We start from the raw sequence: 16,176 nt of genomic DNA on the forward strand, positions 1-16,176 counted from the left end.
ACAGAATATCTAAAAAATGCAGCTATTCGCGGATGATTTTATTCCTGTTACACTAGCTCTATAAACATGCACCCATTATTTAGGCGCCTCGCCTGCAAAGGAAATTAACGATGACTGATCACGAATATCACCAGTTAGCAGAAGCTCTTATGTTCACTATTGAAGAACAAGTTGATGATTGTGAAGCAGATTTAGATTATGAATCGGCTCAAGGTATTTTAGAAATTATTTTTCCAGATCGCAGTAAGATTGTGATTAATAAGCAAGCACCTTTGCACCAAGTATGGGTAGCAACAAAATTTAATGGTCACCATTTTGAAATGCGTGATGGGCAATGGATTGATAACCGCTCGGGTGCAGAATTTTGGAGCTTCATTAACGAAGCGTCTACACGCCAAGCGGGTCAAGAAATTAAATGGCAATCAACACTATGAGTTTAGGGTTTGTAGAATACCCAGCGCAAAGCGCCCATAAAGCCACGGTGATTTGGCTGCATGGCTTAGGTGATTCAGGTGATGGTTTTGCACCTGTTGCCCCGCAGCTCGACTTACCTACTGAGTTAGGAGTGCGTTTTATTTTTCCGCACGCGCCTATGCAGGCTGTTACTATTAACGGTGGTATGCAAATGCGCTCATGGTACGACATTAAATCTATGGATTTAGATAAACGTGCCGATGAGCAAGGGGTTAGAGAATCAGCTGCAAAAGTTGAGCAACTCATTACACAAGAAATTGCTAACGGCATACCTGCCAGTAAAATTATTTTAGCGGGCTTTTCGCAAGGTGGCGTTGTATCGCTTCATTTAGCACCGCGTTTAGAACAAAAGCTGGCTGGTGTAATGGCGCTGTCAACCTACATGTGTGTGCCACATAAATTGGCAGATGAAGCAAAACAAACACAGTTAAATATATTTATGGCTCATGGTAGCCAAGATGACGTTGTACCGCATAGCGCGGGTAGAAGTGCGTTCGAAGTATTATCAACGCATAACATGGATGTAAGTTGGCAAGAATACCCAATGGGGCATCAGGTTTGTACACAAGAGTTACAAGCTGTGCGCCAATGGTTAATTTCTCGCTTAAGTTAGTTTAGGAGCCGCTGAGGGTCAAAATGAGTCAGAAAATAGTAATAACAGCAAATGTAAAACGTGAACCACAGGTAAGCGAACCCAACGTGAGCTATGAGTGGCATTGGCGTCGGATTGTGAGTATTTCTATGTTGGTGATTATGATCTCTGCAGCGGTTATTTACGGCCTGTCTAGCGCCGTGAATGCTGATCAAGGGACGTCGCATCCTAATGAGCAGCTTGATTTTACTGAGCAACAAACAGCAATTGTGTCGCTAAGCGATGATAATGCAGCACCAGTAGAGAGTGAAAAAGCCATAGATGCAGATGAGGAGCAGGTAAGCAGTGTTGCGATTGCAGACCCTAAAACCTTTTCCTCAGTTGAGCAAAAACCAGCTTCTATTACTGAACAGGTACCATCGGAGCCTGAAGTTCAACAAAGTATTATTAAGCAAGAAGTAGAGCCAACGATCACTGCTGAGCCTGAAGAAGCAACCATTGCAGCAATAGATACTCAAGCCCCTGAAGTTGAGACTGTTAGCGCAAAGCCAGTTGAGCAAAAGAAATTTGCTGCATCTGCACACATTGCTAGTGTAGCTGTGGGAGCCAAAATAGATACAGCCACAATTAGCCGTGCAGTTCTGACTCGCAGTGTCAGTAACCGTGAGCCAACCAATGTATTTGCCGCCGATGTGCGTTTGAATCAATTTGAAGAGTCGCTGTCATTTTTTAGTGAGCTTAAAAACTTACAGGGACAGCAGGTAAAACATGTGTGGTTATTCGAAGATGAAATAATGGCTGAAGTGGCACTTAAGGTCACTTCTCCGCGTTACAGAACGTACTCAACTAAAAATATTATGGATACTCAATTAGGGCATTGGCGCGTTGATGTAGTTGATGAAAACGGGCTGCTCATCGCTCAAAAAGAATTTAGAGTTTTAGCAAATTAAATAGCCTTAGATTGAACAAGTTTTAATTCTAAAAGCTAGTAATTATTAATGGATATTTTATGACTGAAAAAACAAAGTTAGTTCGCATTGCCACTCGTAAAAGTGCATTGGCACTCTGGCAGGCTGAATTTGTAAAAGCGCAGCTAGAGCATTTTCATGATGACGTGCATGTAGAGCTCGTGCCAATGTCGACTCAAGGTGACATTATTTTAGATACACCGCTAGCTAAAATTGGCGGCAAAGGTTTATTTGTAAAAGAGTTAGAGCAAGCCATGCTAGATGGCCGTGCAGATATTGCAGTGCATTCAATGAAAGATGTGCCGGTAGAGTTTCCGGATGATTTAGAGTTACACACCATTTGTGAGCGTGAAGACCCGCGTGATGCATTTGTATCAAACAATTTTGCCAATATTGATGCGCTTCCACAAGGTGCTATTGTGGGGACTTCAAGTTTACGTCGCCAGTGTCAAATTAGAGCGATGCGTCCGGATTTAGAAATTCGAGACTTACGCGGCAATGTCAATACACGTTTAGCTAAGCTTGATAGCGGCCAATATGATGCCATTATACTCGCTGCTGCAGGCCTAATTCGTTTAGAAATGGGCGAGCGTATTCGTGACTTTATTGAACCAGAAGTCTCGTTACCTGCTAATGGCCAAGGCGCTGTAGGCATTGAGTGTCGTATAGACGATACCGTGACGAAAGCATTGTTAGCGCCGCTTGAGCATAACGAAACACGTATTCGTGTTAACGCTGAGCGTGCAATGAACCGCCATTTAGAAGGGGGCTGCCAAGTGCCAATTGGTGCTTATGCATTGGTTGAGGGTGACCAAGTACACTTACGTGGTTTGGTCGGTGCGATTGATGGCAGTGAAATTTTACGCGATGAAATTAGCGGTCACGTTGATGATGCTGAAAAGTTAGGTGTAGAGCTGGCTAAAAAATTATTAGCACAAGGCGCAGATAAAATTCTAGCTGAAGTATATCGAGACGCATAATGAAACATATCTTGATAACTCGGCCCGAAGGAAAAGGCGCAGCCCTTGCAGAGCAACTTGAGCAAGCGGGTTATCAAGCGTCTTTATATCCAGTTTTAAAAATAACCTACTTAACGCCAACAAACGTTGAATTAAGCCCGCTGGTGAACGCTGACAAAATTATTTTTGTTTCACAGGATGCGGTGCATGCATTAAATGCACTTAAGCCTGCTATTAATACCAAAGCACAGTTTTATGGGGTTGGGCAACAAACAGCTGATACTATTTATGAAGTATTTGGTGTGCGTGCCGCACTACCAAAACAACATGACTCTGAGGGATTACTCGCGCTTAAGTCTTTGGCTGATGTTGATGGCAGTAATATTGTGTTGGTCAAAGGTATTGGCGGGCGACCTGAAATAGCAAAAACCTTGAAGCAACGTGGTGCTTATTTAAATAATTGTGTGGTGTATCAACGTGAGCCAGTAGAGCCTAGCTCAGCTAACTGGATAGACCACTGGCAAAGCCATAATGTACACGGTATAGTCATTACAAGTAATGCTGCAGTTGACGCCATATTTAATACTATCTCGGCGGCGCAACTAACATGGTTACAACAGTGCGAATTTTACGTTGCCAGTGAGCGCATAGGTACTTATTTACAGCAACAAAAAATAAATTCGACCCATATACATACTGCGGCAGGAGCTAGCGACCACGCTATGTTTACCTGCATTAATCAGCAAGGTAGCAAAATGAGTGAACAGTCAGCGACGTCAAAAGTAGAAAAATCAGCGCAGCCAACAGCAAAAAACCCCTCTAATACGACTAAAAGTGACTCTGTAAATGCGAATAACCAAACGCAGAGCGCTCCTCAAAAAGTAAGTAAAGTAGGTAGCGTTGCGTTAGTGATTTCCTTGCTTGTTGCCAGCGGTGTGGGTTATGAGTTTTATCAAAAGCTTAATGCCAGTAAAGTGCAAAGTTTAGCAGTTAATACGCTGACAGAACAAAATAAAATGCTACAACAAGAGCTGCAAGCGCTTAAATCTGAGCAGCTTAGCTTGCAGCAAGCGCTGCTTAATAGTGAAGAACAAATCGCTATGGCGCTCAATGAAAATTCTGTAAAAAATCAACAAGCATTAAAAGCCGCGCTGCAAAAGGTGCAACAAAGTGGTAATACATTAAATCCACAAGAGGTCACCAGCTTGCAACGCATGGCTGAATTTAAACTGTGGGCAGAACAAGATTACTCAGGCACCAGTGCCGTGCTTAAACGTTTAGATTCATTGTTAAGTGATCATTCTGGTACGCTTGAGTTGCGTCAAGCAATTACACAAGACATACAAACACTCGACAATATTAAACCCGTTGCGACAGAAGCGATTTATTTACAATTAAACAGCGTAATAAAGCGTATTGATGACTTGGTATTTAATGCGGTTAATTTGCCTGAAGAGGCGAGTATAAGTGATGAGAATGCACTCTCTGAAGATGTTAGTGATTGGCAACAAAACATTCTTAATAGTTGGAATAAAATAGTCGATAGCTTTATTACTATTCGCCATCATGAAGGCGTATTAATTGAGCCACTATTAACTGACCGAGAGCGTCATTTAATTACCCAGCGCATCAAGCTTAATATTACTCAGGCGCAAGACGCATTAATGGGTAAACAAGCTAGTATTTATTTTAACGCTTTGAATGATACAAAACGTTTGGTTAATGAATACTTTAAACAAGATGACGATGCAACAAAAGTGGTAATACAGACATTAGCCAATCTTGAAAAAGAATCGCTTAACTTTAACCCTGAAGTGACACTGCAAAGCACTCAACAAGTGAAGGAGTGGGCACAATGATAGGGCTGATTATTTTTATTGTCGCTATTGTATTGGTGCTAGCGATTACCCCCTTTGTGTTAGATGAAAAAGGCTACGTGCTGATTTCATTTAACAATACCACCATAGAGGGCACAATTGTTTCGTTTTGTATTATGGCAGCACTGAGCGCAGCGGCTTTATATTTAACTTATAAGCTAGTGCGTTATTGTTTATCTATATACAGAAACACTAAGCATGGCTTTTTTGCGCGAAGCCAAGAGCGTAAACATGCGGCTATAGAGCAAGCATTGTGGAGCCTCATTAATGATGATTACGAGCAAGTAGAAAGTGCGCTTTCAAGCAATAGTGTGCCTGCTAAATTTTCCGATATACGTTTAGCATTATTAGCAAAAGCTGCGCTGGCAAATAATCAGCCAGATAAAGCGCTTGAGCGTTTATTTGAAATCAGCCCAGAGCAACAACTTAAAGTGGCTAAGTTATGGTTAGCTAGTGGCGACAGTAGTGTAATTGAGCCGCAAATACGGGTGGCTGCAGAATCTAAAAAAGCCACGGTACTTGATTTGAAGTTGTACACCGAAGTTTTAGTGCAACAACAGCATTTTAAATTGCTTGAAGACTTTTTACCGCGTTTATTACGCAAAAATGCCTTGAATGATACCCAGTGGCAGCAAGTGTTTTTAGCTTATTTTGCTGCGCAAGCAAGTGATGAGTTAACCGCTAAATATCAACATTTAGGTAAAAAGTTGCAGGCGCATGCGCACACGGCTTATTTAACCCAAATGGCCAAAACAGGGCAGCTAGCAAGTATCGAAAATGAGCTAATTAAATTGCTCAAGCACAACAAGCAGCATGATCAACTGGCTTATATTTTAAGTGAAGCTGCACCAAGTAATGCTTATAAGCTGCAATCAAGCATTCAAGAGCGGTTGAAAAAAGACGAGCACAATAACGCGTTATTATTAGCGCTGGCGTGTTTAGCCAATGCCCAAGGTGATTACGACTTAGCAGCACGTGTTTTTGATAAAGCACTCAATAGCGAAAATAAAGCACAGTATCGACAACAAGCGATATTAAGTTATGAGCACAGTGCACAATTAGATAAGGCACTTGTACTCTACCAATAATCAATTATAGTTATAAATCAATAATAAAAGCGCAGGAGCGACGGTTGTGAAAAATGTATTTACATTATCTTTTAGCCTCGCATGCGCTTATTTCTTTAGTGGTTATCTAAGTAACTTTTTATTCGCCGTTAACGGTTATGCGGTTGCCTCTTGGCCTCCGGCTGGTATTGCGCTGGCAAGCTTTTTACTATGGGGGCGTCGCGCTTATGCTGGCATTTTTGCCGGTGCGGTTTTTGTTAATTTAATTCACTTAGATAACTCCGCTGATATCTTAAATTGGCAAATATTAATCCAATCCCTCGGGGTTAGTTGCGCTATATTTTTTCAGGCTTGGCTTGGTGCATTTCTTATTACCAAAGTCATTAAAGCTCCCCTTAATTTATCTTCTTTAAAACTTAGTATTCAAAGCTTGGTGATTGGTGGGCCGCTATGTTGTGTCATAGCTGCTGGAGCAGGAACTAGTCTACTTGTTTTAAATCATTTTATTAGCACATCTGATGTCATCAGTACCTTTATTACTTGGTGGATAGGTGACTCAATTGGGGTGCTGATTTTTACCCCTTTAGTACTGGCCATATTTAACTATTCGCAGTTGCGTCATCGGCTGCAAGTTATTTTACCTGCGTTACTTATTTACGCCATTATCAGTATTAGTTTTTATGGCGCGGCCAGTGTAAAAAAACAAAAAGACCTTCAAAAACAAGACGCCAAAGTACTGATGACGCAAAGTGCCATTAATCAGAAGTTAGATGAAGTGGCTGCTCATCTATCTTTGTTAGGTGCATTTTTAGCAAGTAGTGATCAAGTTAGCCTTGATGAGTTTAATCATTTCACCTCTAAGCAGTTGAGCTATAGTGAAGAGATTTTAGCGTTAAATTGGGTACCAATGATTACTGCCAAGTCTATTAATGATCCTGCTGAATGGGACAAAAGTATCGTTATAAAGCAAAGAATGGCGAATGGACAGTGGCAACAAGCACCCTTTAGCAATACTTATTACCCAATAAAATACATTTATCCTATAAAGAACACGCAAGATTTGTTGGGCTTCGATTTGAGCTCTGATATAGATATTCGCGATGCCCTTAATAAAGCAAAAATTCTTAATGAGTTGGTACTGAGTAAACCATTTAAGTTAGCCCCTACAGATGATGAATTAAGCGTGCTTTTTATTTCTCCTGTATTTGGTGCTCCTGATATTGAAGGGGATTTCAAAGGATTTGTGATTGCACTCGTTAACTTAGCTAAGTTGTCGCAGGTACTTTCATTTGATAGTAGTGGTGAAGTCGCGATTAGCTTTACTGATATAAATAAAGTAGATAATAAACAGACTCTTTATAGCGTTGAGCATGACTCAATGACGTTGCTAAAAGATTATCAGTTGTTAATTGGCCATCGGTTATGGCAGGTAGAAATATACCAACCTAAGACGGAGTCAACCTGGCTTATTTATTGGTTAGCACAGATAGTGGGAATGTTATTTGTTTGGCTATTGATTATGTTTTTAATTTCAGTGGTCGCCACCAATGTTCGTATACGCGAACAAGTGGCAAAGCAAACGCTGACTTTGCGTCAGGAAAAGCAAAAAGCCGATAAAGCCAGTGAGATAAAAAGTCAGTTTTTAGCCAATATGAGCCACGAAATTCGCACCCCAATTAATGGTATTAAAGGCATGCATTACTTAGCACTGCAACAGCGGGACTGGCCACTAGCAAAATCTTACATAGAGCAAGCTGATGGTGCGGTCAGCGTATTATTGAGAGTGCTTAATGATGTGCTCGATTTTTCAAAAATGGAGGCGGGTAAACTTGAGTTAGTGCAGGAACCTGTGGAGCTAAAGTCTCTAGCAAAAGAAGTTATGAGTTTAATGCAGTTTGAGGTCAGTAATAAGCCTTTGTCACTGCAAGTTGAGGTTGATCATGATGCTCCTTTAGTTGTTAATACCGATCCTATTCGTTTAAAGCAGGTGCTGCTGAACTTATTAAATAATGCCGTTAAGTTTACTGCTAAGGGCAGTGTCACATTAAAGATTTGGCAGTCAGCAAAAATGACTTATTTTAGTGTCAATGATACGGGGATTGGAATTAGTGAGGAGGCACAAAAACAGCTATTTAACCCCTTCTCTCAGGCTGATAGTTCAACCTCACGCCAGTTTGGTGGCACAGGGCTTGGTTTAAGTATTTGTAAAAAATTAGTGGAGCTGATGGGAGGAGCAATTGATTTAAAAAGTAGTGAAGGTCACGGCTCTACTTTTACCTTTAGTTTACCGCTTCATTCTCCGTTACCTAAAGCACAATATTATTCAGGTAAGTTAGATAAAATAGATATAAGCAACCTATCACTGGCGAAGTATCGCTTACTACTCGTTGAAGATAACCCATTAAATCAACATGTGGCTACTGCTATTTTAGAAACCAAGCAGGGTGTTGTTGATATTGCTAATAACGGACTTGAAGCGATTAAAATGCTAAGCGATAAAAGATACGACTTAGTATTAATGGATATTCAAATGCCACAAATGGATGGCTTAAAGGCAACGAAAGTGATTCGTAATGAATTAGGGTTTTTAGATTTACCTATTATTGGCCTATCTGCTAATGCGCACGAAGAAGATGCTAAAAAAGCGATTAACGTGGGGATGGATAACTATATAACAAAACCGATTGATGCAGATGCACTGTTTAAAATGATTTGGTTTTATTTATCACGTTAACTCTTTTTATATAAAAAGCAGACATAAGACCTCCAAGCGCTATTTTAAGTATTCTACACTTGAAATATTACTGTACCTGCGTATCATTCGCGCAATTTTAATTCAACCGAGTAGCTATTATGATCAATAGAAAAATACCTTTGCTAGATATTCACCGTCATTTAGATGGTAATGTACGCGCGCAAACCATACTAGAACTTGGTCGTCAGTTTAATATCGCTTTACCAGCGGACAATGTTGAAGCACTTATTCCTCATGTTCAGGTTATTGATCCTGAGCCAAACTTAATGGCATTTTTACAAAAGCTTGATTGGGGAGTGACGGTACTAGGCGATTACGATGCCTGTAGACGTATTGCGATAGAAAACATTGAAGATGCGCAAGCGCAGGGTCTTGATTATGTAGAGCTGCGTTTTAGTCCTTATTATATGGCTCAAAGCCAAGGGTTACACCCTCAAGGCGTTGTTGAAGCAGTGGTTGATGGTATCCGAAGTGCAACAAAAGATACTGATATAAAAGCAAACTTAATTGGTATTTTGTCTCGTACATACGGAGTTAAAACCTGTCAGCACGAGTTGGACGCGTTACTTGCCTTTAAAAATGATTTGGTTGCAGTGGATTTGGCCGGTGATGAAATTGGTTATCCTGGCGAGTTGTTTGTTGATCATTTTAAGCAAGTACGTGATGCATATTTGGCTGTTACTGTGCATGCTGGTGAAGCGTTAGGTGCTCCAAGTATTTGGCAAGCATTAAACGAGCTTGGCGCAAGCAGAATAGGCCATGGTGTTAAAGCGATTGAAGATCCAAAACTAATGGATTATTTACGCGATAACCGTATTGGTATTGAATCGTGCTTAACCAGTAATATTCAAACCAGTACAGTGAATGATTTAACCAAACACCCACTTAAGCAGTTTTTAGATCATGGTATTTTAGCTTGTCTTAACACGGATGACCCAGCTGTTGAAGGCATTGAAATTGAGTACGAGTACGCAGTGGCAGCACCAAAAGCAGGTTTGTCACAAGCCGATATGGAAAAAGCGCAAGCGAATGCGCTTGAAATTGCCTATTTAAGTGACGCTGATAAAAGCGCACTTAAAGCTAAAGTCGCACAGCGTTAAGTTGCTTATATTATCCAGAGTTCAGGTTATATAATTAAAAATGCCACTGTTTACAGTGGCATTTTTTTATATGTGCGCATTACAACTAACGTAATTATTATAAAGTGCTTTTAATATATCGGCACGGCTGATCATACCTACCACTACACCGCCATCGATCACGGGGTAATTTTTAGGCTTACCAGGCTTCATTTGTTCTGCTAATTCCATAATATTGGTATCGCCGTTCACGGTTACCACATCTGTTTGCATCAACTGCGATACTTTAACCATACCATCACAAAAATAACTACTTTGCATTAAGGGTTTAAGTAATTCTTGCTCTGAGATAAAGCCAACGAGCACCTTATTATCATCAAATACCGGCGCGCCTAGTAGTTTAAATTTTTCTAGCTCTGCTATGGCTGTGGTCATTTCTGTATTAGGGGTGATATGAGGCAACTTATGTTGCATAAAATCTTTTACTTTTGTATTTAACATTTAGGTTTCTCCCGCTTAATGTTCTGTACAAAGTATGGTTTATAGATTGGATTTTAGGAAATTGTTTATGTTGATGAGCTTAATAGGTAATAACAATCACAGTGCTAGCAATTAAAACAATTAAGGCACCCTAAGGTGCCTTAAAATAATGCGCTAATGTTACTTTATAAACGCGAATGCATCTGCGTACATGTTTTCACGAGTGGCGCCATGATTTATAAAATCATCACGTACTATGCCAATCATGTCAAAACGACCTGCCATGTAAATATCGTAAGGTTCTAACGAGATGATATCGTTCATCACCGCTTTATGAACATAACCAGTGTGGCCAGTCCAGCTGTCGGTAGGATGCTCTACGACAGGAATAAATTTAAAGTTTTCACGGTTATCTGCCCATGCTTGCATTTCGGTATGTGCATATAGCGCCGACTCTTCTTTTACTCCCCAGTAAAATAGCACCGGGCGCTCACAGTTGATTTCAGCTAAATGCTCGGCCATTGACTTTGCGTAAGAAAAACCAGTACCGCCGGCGAGTAAAATAATTGGACGCTCGCACTGCAAACGCAGCTGAGAAATACCTAAACCTGCTTCAATAGTTACGGTTTGGTTCTCGTTGTGGGCACTACGAAGGTGTTCTAATGATTGCATCGCGTAAGAGTCTGCGTTTGATGCGCCAATGTGTAATTCTAATGCATCAGTTTGTGAGGGGCGACTCGCGATTGAAAACGCACGTTTATCTTTTTCACCTAAAACCAACTGTAAATATTGACCAGCTTCAAATGCTACAGGCTGTTGCGGCTTTAAAATAACTTTATGAACAAATTCTGTTAGTGGGCTGATAGAAACAACTTCAGCGAGTAATGTTTGCATGTTTTACCTTAAATTAGCGGATACGCACTTTATTTGAGCAATAATAGCATATCCGCAGGGTGAGTTTATAGCCTAGAGGCCCTAGACCAAAGTCGTTAAAGAATATCTAAGCTATCCCAAAGCTCATCAACTCGATCCTTAGTGGCTTGATCCATTACAATAGGTTCGCCCCATTCACGGGTTGTTTCGCCAGGCCATTTATTTGTTGCATCCATACCCATTTTTGAACCTAGGCCAGATACGGGCGATGCAAAATCTAAATAATCAATTGGCGTGTTTTCAATTAACGTCGTGTCGCGCGCAGGGTCCATACGAGTAGTGATAGCCCAAATTACATCGTTCCAATCTCTAGCGTTAATATCATCATCACAGACAATAACAAACTTAGTGTACATAAATTGTCGTAGGAATGACCAAACCCCCATCATTACGCGCTTGGCGTGACCTGGATATTGTTTTTTCATTGTCACCACGGCCATACGGTACGAACAACCTTCTGGCGGTAAATAAAAATCGACAATTTCTGGAAATTGCTTTTGTAAGATTGGTACGAATACTTCGTTTAATGCCACCCCTAAAATCGCAGGCTCATCCGGCGGACGGCCAGTAAAAGTACTATGGTAAATAGGGTCTTTACGATGTGTAATATGAGTGACCGTCATAACTGGGAAGTCGTCGACTTCGTTGTAGTATCCTGTGTGGTCGCCATATGGACCTTCCGGCGCCATCTCTCCAGGCATAATATGCCCTTCAAGTACGATTTCTGCACTGGCTGGTACTTGTAAATCATTCGAGATTGACTTAACTACTTCAGTTTTACTACCACGTAGTAAACCTGCAAAGGCATATTCGCTTAACGTATCTGGAACGGGGGTAACAGCACCTAAAATAGTCGCAGGATCTGCACCTAATGCCACCGAAACAGGGTAGGGCTGGCCAGGGTGTTCTTTACACCACTCTTGAAAATCAAGCGCGCCACCGCGATGAGATAACCAACGCATAATGATTTTATTTTTACCCAATAGCTGTTGACGATAAATCCCTAAATTTTGGCGCTTTTTGTGAGGTCCTTTGGTAACGGTTAAACCCCAAGTAATCAAAGGTGCAGCATCGCCAGGCCAGCAGTGCTGAATAGGAAACTTAGTTAAGTCAACGTCGTCACCTTGTAAAATAACTTGTTGGCAGGGGGCTTTTTTAATTTCTTTAGCCGGCATATTAAGTACTTGCTTGAATACCGGAATTTGTCCGAGCGCTTCTTTAATGCCTTTTGGCGGCTCAGGCTCTTTTAGAAATGCGAGTAATTTTCCTACTTCACGTAATTCACTCACATCTTCTTGGCCCATACCCATAGCTACACGCTTTGGGGTACCAAACAAGTTAGCTAAAACGGGAATGTCGTACCCTTTAGGGTTTTCAAATAATAAAGCAGGGCCTTCGGCACGCAGTGTGCGGTCAGCAATTTCGGTCATCTCAAGATACGGGTCGATTTCTTGGCTGATGCGTTTTAACTCGCCTCGTTTCTCAAGTAAATCGATAAAATCGCGCAGATCTTTGTATTTCATTGTGGGCCGTTACTTAGCAAAAAGTTAAAAGTATTATACCCAGTTCATACAAGCCAAGTCATTAGCTGCGCTTAAAACTTAAAGCGCTCTACTGCACCTTTTAGTGAGTGTGCAAGTTGGTTAACGTCTTCACTTTCGCTTGCTAGGGTCGTTGCATTGTTGGCATTTAAGGTAGCCTGCTCGGTTACCTTAGCCATTATTTGTTGAATATCGGTGCTGTTTGCCAGTTGTTCATGTGAGGCACTCGCAATCTCTTTACTCATAGCATTAACCGATACCAGCGTGCTCTTAATACGCTCAACGGCACTATTTAGTTCAGTACTGTTTTCAACGCAATGCTTAGCCTGTTGTTGGCCATCATTTATTTCAGTTTGAGTGGTTTGAGTATGCTGCTGTAGAGTGTTAATCATGGTGGTAATTTCGCTTGTAGAACTTTGTGTGCGGGCTGCAAGCGAGCGTACTTCATCGGCTACTACGGCAAAACCTCGACCATGTTCACCAGCACGTGCCGCTTCAATTGCGGCATTAAGTGCCAGTAAGTTAGTTTGCTCTGCAATACTGCTAATGGTATCGACAATGGCACCAATTAGTTGCGTATATTGAGCTAGTTCTTCTGTACTGCTTACTGCTCTATCTAAGCGGCTTAAAAGTGCTTCAATGCTTTGGCTATTATTATTTGCAATGTCGTTAACGTCATTGGCAAATTGCGAGGCATTAGTAATTTCATTAGAGGTGCTTTGCGCTTGTTCGTGTACGGCTTGAGAACTTTGCAACATTTGCTGTGCTAATGAGGTTGCTTGTGCACTACGTTCCAGCTGTTGCTTAGCAACAATGGTCATTTGCTGGCCTTTTTCGCTGGTTTGAATAGCTGAATTATCTAGTTCGTAAGCATCGTTACTAATGGCTTTTATTAAGTGAGTTAAATCATCACAAAGCTTATTAGTGTTATGCATCAGAGTACCAAATTCATCTTTACTGCGGGGGTTGCTACGCTTAGAAAAGTCACCTGAGGCTATGTGAGCAAGTTCTTTGTTTACCTTTTTAAGCGGTTTTAGCATGGCGTTAGTAGTAAAAACTGAAATAATAATCAGCAAAGCAATTAAAACAAACGCAATAATAATCACTAAACTAGAGCCGGTATTAATCGCTGACTTAGCGCTCTCTTGTAGGGAGTTAAAGCGTATGTCAGCCAGTTTATTAAGCTCAATCAGTTGACTTTCAATACTAATAAATGCCTGTTGAAAGCTTTCAAACCGCTGATCAACTTTATCTTTATTATTGAGCACAGCATTTTGCAATGCATACAGCCCATCAGGATTATTTAATAAGCTGCTTAAATCGTTAAACGCTGTAATTAGCTCATTAGCGTTGAGTTTATTAGCAATTGGGGCGGCTTGTTGCTCTAAGTAGCTAAGATTAGATTTAATATTATCGAGTAAAAAAGAGGTATCTTGCTGATGATCGTTTATATTTTCTGAAGTTGTTATTTGCCCAATCCCTTTGACATTATTATTTAAAGTAAATAATAAATCATCAACACGAGTCGCAGTGCCAAATACTGCATTCAAAAGTGATTGCTGGTTGCTCTCAACGTTTATGAGCTCTATATCAAGCAAGCGGTTACTGAGTTCACGAAGCTGTTCATTAAACGTAATTGTTAGTGCTGCGGCTGAGCTTTGCGCCTTAAATCGTTGCTCTTTTGCTGCAAGCATTTGGTTGCTTATTGTATTTAGCTGGGCGAAGTCTTTGTTAATAGCTGTAAGAAGTGTTTGCATACCTTGCTGCTGGGCAACTTGTGCTTTTAGTGTTTCTAATTTACTAAAAAACTGCGTTTGTTCAGCGTGTGCCTGCTTTTTATTTTCCAGCAGTAAATTAAGTTTAGTTTGGCTATAAGCAATGGCATTAAATTTAGTGATAGAAAGGAGTGATAAACGAAGGTCTTTACTGGCTTGTTGTACAGGCACTGCCAACGCTTCTATACGTGTGTTAGTGATACTAATCTGATTTAGTGACCAGTAAAAAAATATGCAGCTAGTAAGCATTAACAAGCCAATGGCTGAAAAGGCTAAAATTATTTTATGTTTTATAGCGAGAGATTGCATAACTTTATCAACAATATTAAGACTTTTGTTAGTGTAGCAAGTTTTTTAATTTGATGTTAGTTATTGGTTAATTGCTGCTGCATTGGTATTTTTTGCCGTTAATTATTAGCATTGCTTGCTCTCCTTTACTCCAAAATAACACCTCTTGATTAATGTATTTACTGCCTGAAGCACTCACCTCATGATTCAATATGTAATCATGATCATAAAAGCTCAGCTTTGCTTGCTTGTTGCTAATAATATCAAGTTTTGCAGGTGCGTTATCGCAAACATAGTTATTTGTAACTGGCTGCTTATTGCATGCAGTCAAAGCTATTAGAGCAATAATAACGATAGCGTGTTTCATTGGCTGTGCCTTATTGAGTCCCTTGTTTAATTAAGAGCTTAACAAAGCTAAATTAACCGTTGGTGAAAATATAGCTTTACGTTATGTTTAAGATCTTATTTTTAGTTAGGAAATTTCATGGCTGGCACCAACCTTTTAACATTACTGGATGATATAACGACTTTGCTGGATGATATTGCGACCATGAGTAAAGTTGCGACAAAGAAAACAGCCGGAGTACTTGGTGATGATTTGGCACTTAATGCTCAGCAAGTTACTGGGGTTACTGCTGATAGGGAGCTGCCCGTTGTATGGGCAGTGGCAAAGGGGTCGTTTTTAAATAAAGCCATATTAGTCCCTGCTGCGTTATTAATTAGTGTGTGGTTGCCTTGGCTAATTACTCCACTTTTAATGATAGGTGGCTTATTTTTATGTTTTGAAGGCGCAGAAAAAATATTTTTACCTCATCATGCAGAAGCAACAGAAGGTGCTGAAAATTTAAACCTGGCAGAGTATGAAAAACAAAAAGTTAAAGGCGCCATTCGTACTGATTTTATTCTTTCCGCTGAAATTATTGTTATTACATTAGGCACGGTCGCAGGGGCGACATTAATCAATCAGGCGCTGGTATTGAGTGTGATTGCCATCATTATGACGATTGGTGTTTATGGACTGGTAGCAGGGATTGTAAAGCTTGATGATGCAGGTTTATATTTACTTAATCAATCCAAACTCTCCGCAAGTAAGTTTAAAGAATTACTCGGTAAAGCCTTATTAGCTGCAGCCCCACGGTTAATGCAGTTTTTAGCCTTTGCGGGCACGGTGGCGATGTTTTTAGTGGGTGGTGGAATTTTAGTACACGCAATTGAGCTTTTGCATCATACCCAAGTGGATGTAACTCATTATGCGCAGTCGGTTGCTGGTAGCACAGGAGAAATACTAGCCCCTTTAGTATTTGACGGACTGTTAGGAATAGGTGCTGGTTTGGTTATTGTGATTGCGCATGTCGCTTATACTAAGTTATTTAAAGCAAATAAGTAGC

14 protein-coding genes are annotated in these 16,176 nt (G+C 40.5%); 9 read left to right on the forward strand and 5 right to left on the reverse strand.

What is annotated here, in order from left to right; translation table 11 throughout:
• Positions 1 to 110 precede the first annotated feature (110 nt).
• From cyaY to add, 8 genes are all read left to right on the forward strand, one after another.
• On the forward strand, positions 111 to 434 hold the full coding sequence (cyaY, locus tag CWB77_RS09240; RefSeq protein ID WP_008109036.1) for an iron donor protein CyaY: 324 nt from the start codon (positions 111 to 113) through the stop codon (positions 432 to 434).
• On the forward strand, positions 431 to 1,087 hold the full coding sequence (locus CWB77_RS09245) for an alpha/beta hydrolase (protein WP_138622473.1): 657 nt from the start codon (positions 431 to 433) through the stop codon (positions 1,085 to 1,087). Before cyaY ends, CWB77_RS09245 begins: the two co-directional genes overlap by 4 nt.
• Positions 1,088 to 1,110: 23 nt before the next feature.
• Positions 1,111 to 2,016 carry a DUF2914 domain-containing protein gene (locus tag CWB77_RS09250; RefSeq protein ID WP_138622453.1) on the forward strand — a complete coding sequence of 302 codons (906 nt, stop codon included), beginning with the start codon at positions 1,111 to 1,113 and terminating at the stop codon, positions 2,014 to 2,016.
• 59 nt (positions 2,017 to 2,075) lie between these two features.
• The gene (hemC, locus tag CWB77_RS09255; protein WP_138622455.1) at positions 2,076 to 3,014 is read left to right on the forward strand and encodes a hydroxymethylbilane synthase; all 939 of its coding nucleotides are present in this window, start codon (positions 2,076 to 2,078) and stop codon (positions 3,012 to 3,014) included.
• Complete coding sequence (locus CWB77_RS09260; protein ID WP_138622457.1) at positions 3,014 to 4,852, forward strand: uroporphyrinogen-III synthase; 1,839 nt, start codon at positions 3,014 to 3,016, stop codon at positions 4,850 to 4,852. The genes hemC and CWB77_RS09260 overlap by 1 nt, the downstream gene beginning before the upstream one ends.
• Positions 4,849 to 5,958, forward strand: coding sequence for a heme biosynthesis HemY N-terminal domain-containing protein (locus tag CWB77_RS09265; protein WP_138622459.1), 1,110 nt, complete (start codon positions 4,849 to 4,851; stop codon positions 5,956 to 5,958). Before CWB77_RS09260 ends, CWB77_RS09265 begins: the two co-directional genes overlap by 4 nt.
• A gap of 46 nt (positions 5,959 to 6,004) precedes the next feature.
• Positions 6,005 to 8,671, forward strand: coding sequence for an ATP-binding protein (locus CWB77_RS09270; protein WP_138622461.1), 2,667 nt, complete (start codon positions 6,005 to 6,007; stop codon positions 8,669 to 8,671).
• Positions 8,672 to 8,790: 119 nt separating this feature from the next.
• Entirely contained in the window at positions 8,791 to 9,792 is a 1,002-nt protein-coding gene (add, locus tag CWB77_RS09275) for an adenosine deaminase (RefSeq protein WP_008109049.1), read from the forward strand.
• 66 nt (positions 9,793 to 9,858) lie between these two features.
• On the opposite strand, the gene CWB77_RS09280 is transcribed toward add, so the two are convergent.
• The 5 genes from CWB77_RS09280 to CWB77_RS09300 form a co-directional block, all read right to left on the reverse strand.
• Complete coding sequence (locus tag CWB77_RS09280) at positions 9,859 to 10,272, reverse strand: CBS domain-containing protein (protein WP_055013101.1); 414 nt, start codon at positions 10,270 to 10,272, stop codon at positions 9,859 to 9,861.
• A gap of 159 nt (positions 10,273 to 10,431) precedes the next feature.
• On the reverse strand, positions 10,432 to 11,145 hold the full coding sequence (fre, locus tag CWB77_RS09285) for an NAD(P)H-flavin reductase (RefSeq protein ID WP_138595956.1): 714 nt from the start codon (positions 11,143 to 11,145) through the stop codon (positions 10,432 to 10,434).
• A gap of 95 nt (positions 11,146 to 11,240) precedes the next feature.
• A complete protein-coding gene (ubiD, locus tag CWB77_RS09290) occupies positions 11,241 to 12,707 on the reverse strand; it encodes a 4-hydroxy-3-polyprenylbenzoate decarboxylase (RefSeq protein WP_138622463.1) in 1,467 nt (488 codons plus the stop codon).
• 71 nt (positions 12,708 to 12,778) lie between these two features.
• The gene (locus CWB77_RS09295; protein WP_075170864.1) at positions 12,779 to 14,809 is read right to left on the reverse strand and encodes a methyl-accepting chemotaxis protein; all 2,031 of its coding nucleotides are present in this window, start codon (positions 14,807 to 14,809) and stop codon (positions 12,779 to 12,781) included.
• 67 nt (positions 14,810 to 14,876) lie between these two features.
• Positions 14,877 to 15,155, reverse strand: coding sequence for an MliC family protein (locus tag CWB77_RS09300; protein ID WP_010392663.1), 279 nt, complete (start codon positions 15,153 to 15,155; stop codon positions 14,877 to 14,879).
• Positions 15,156 to 15,272: 117 nt separating this feature from the next.
• Here CWB77_RS09300 and CWB77_RS09305 point away from each other — a divergent pair, with 117 nt between their 5' ends.
• The gene (locus tag CWB77_RS09305) at positions 15,273 to 16,175 is read left to right on the forward strand and encodes a DUF808 domain-containing protein (protein ID WP_138622465.1); all 903 of its coding nucleotides are present in this window, start codon (positions 15,273 to 15,275) and stop codon (positions 16,173 to 16,175) included.
• The last annotated feature ends 1 nt before the right edge of the window (position 16,176 follow it).

This window comes from Pseudoalteromonas sp. S1610 (assembly GCF_005887465.1).
GTDB lineage: Bacteria > Pseudomonadota > Gammaproteobacteria > Enterobacterales > Alteromonadaceae > Pseudoalteromonas > Pseudoalteromonas undina.

Coding starts and splice junctions, on each gene's coding strand:
- cyaY (WP_008109036.1), top strand. CDS start 111: ATGACTGATCACGAATATCACCAGTTAGCAGAAGCTCTTATGTTCACT.
- CWB77_RS09245 (WP_138622473.1), top strand. CDS start 431: ATGAGTTTAGGGTTTGTAGAATACCCAGCGCAAAGCGCCCATAAAGCC.
- CWB77_RS09250 (WP_138622453.1), top strand. CDS start 1,111: ATGAGTCAGAAAATAGTAATAACAGCAAATGTAAAACGTGAACCACAG.
- hemC (WP_138622455.1), top strand. CDS start 2,076: ATGACTGAAAAAACAAAGTTAGTTCGCATTGCCACTCGTAAAAGTGCA.
- CWB77_RS09260 (WP_138622457.1), top strand. CDS start 3,014: ATGAAACATATCTTGATAACTCGGCCCGAAGGAAAAGGCGCAGCCCTT.
- CWB77_RS09265 (WP_138622459.1), top strand. CDS start 4,849: ATGATAGGGCTGATTATTTTTATTGTCGCTATTGTATTGGTGCTAGCG.
- add (WP_008109049.1), top strand. CDS start 8,791: ATGATCAATAGAAAAATACCTTTGCTAGATATTCACCGTCATTTAGAT.
- CWB77_RS09280 (WP_055013101.1), bottom strand. CDS start 10,272: ATGTTAAATACAAAAGTAAAAGATTTTATGCAACATAAGTTGCCTCAT.
- fre (WP_138595956.1), bottom strand. CDS start 11,145: ATGCAAACATTACTCGCTGAAGTTGTTTCTATCAGCCCACTAACAGAA.
- ubiD (WP_138622463.1), bottom strand. CDS start 12,707: ATGAAATACAAAGATCTGCGCGATTTTATCGATTTACTTGAGAAACGA.
- CWB77_RS09295 (WP_075170864.1), bottom strand. CDS start 14,809: ATGCAATCTCTCGCTATAAAACATAAAATAATTTTAGCCTTTTCAGCC.
- CWB77_RS09300 (WP_010392663.1), bottom strand. CDS start 15,155: ATGAAACACGCTATCGTTATTATTGCTCTAATAGCTTTGACTGCATGC.
- CWB77_RS09305 (WP_138622465.1), top strand. CDS start 15,273: ATGGCTGGCACCAACCTTTTAACATTACTGGATGATATAACGACTTTG.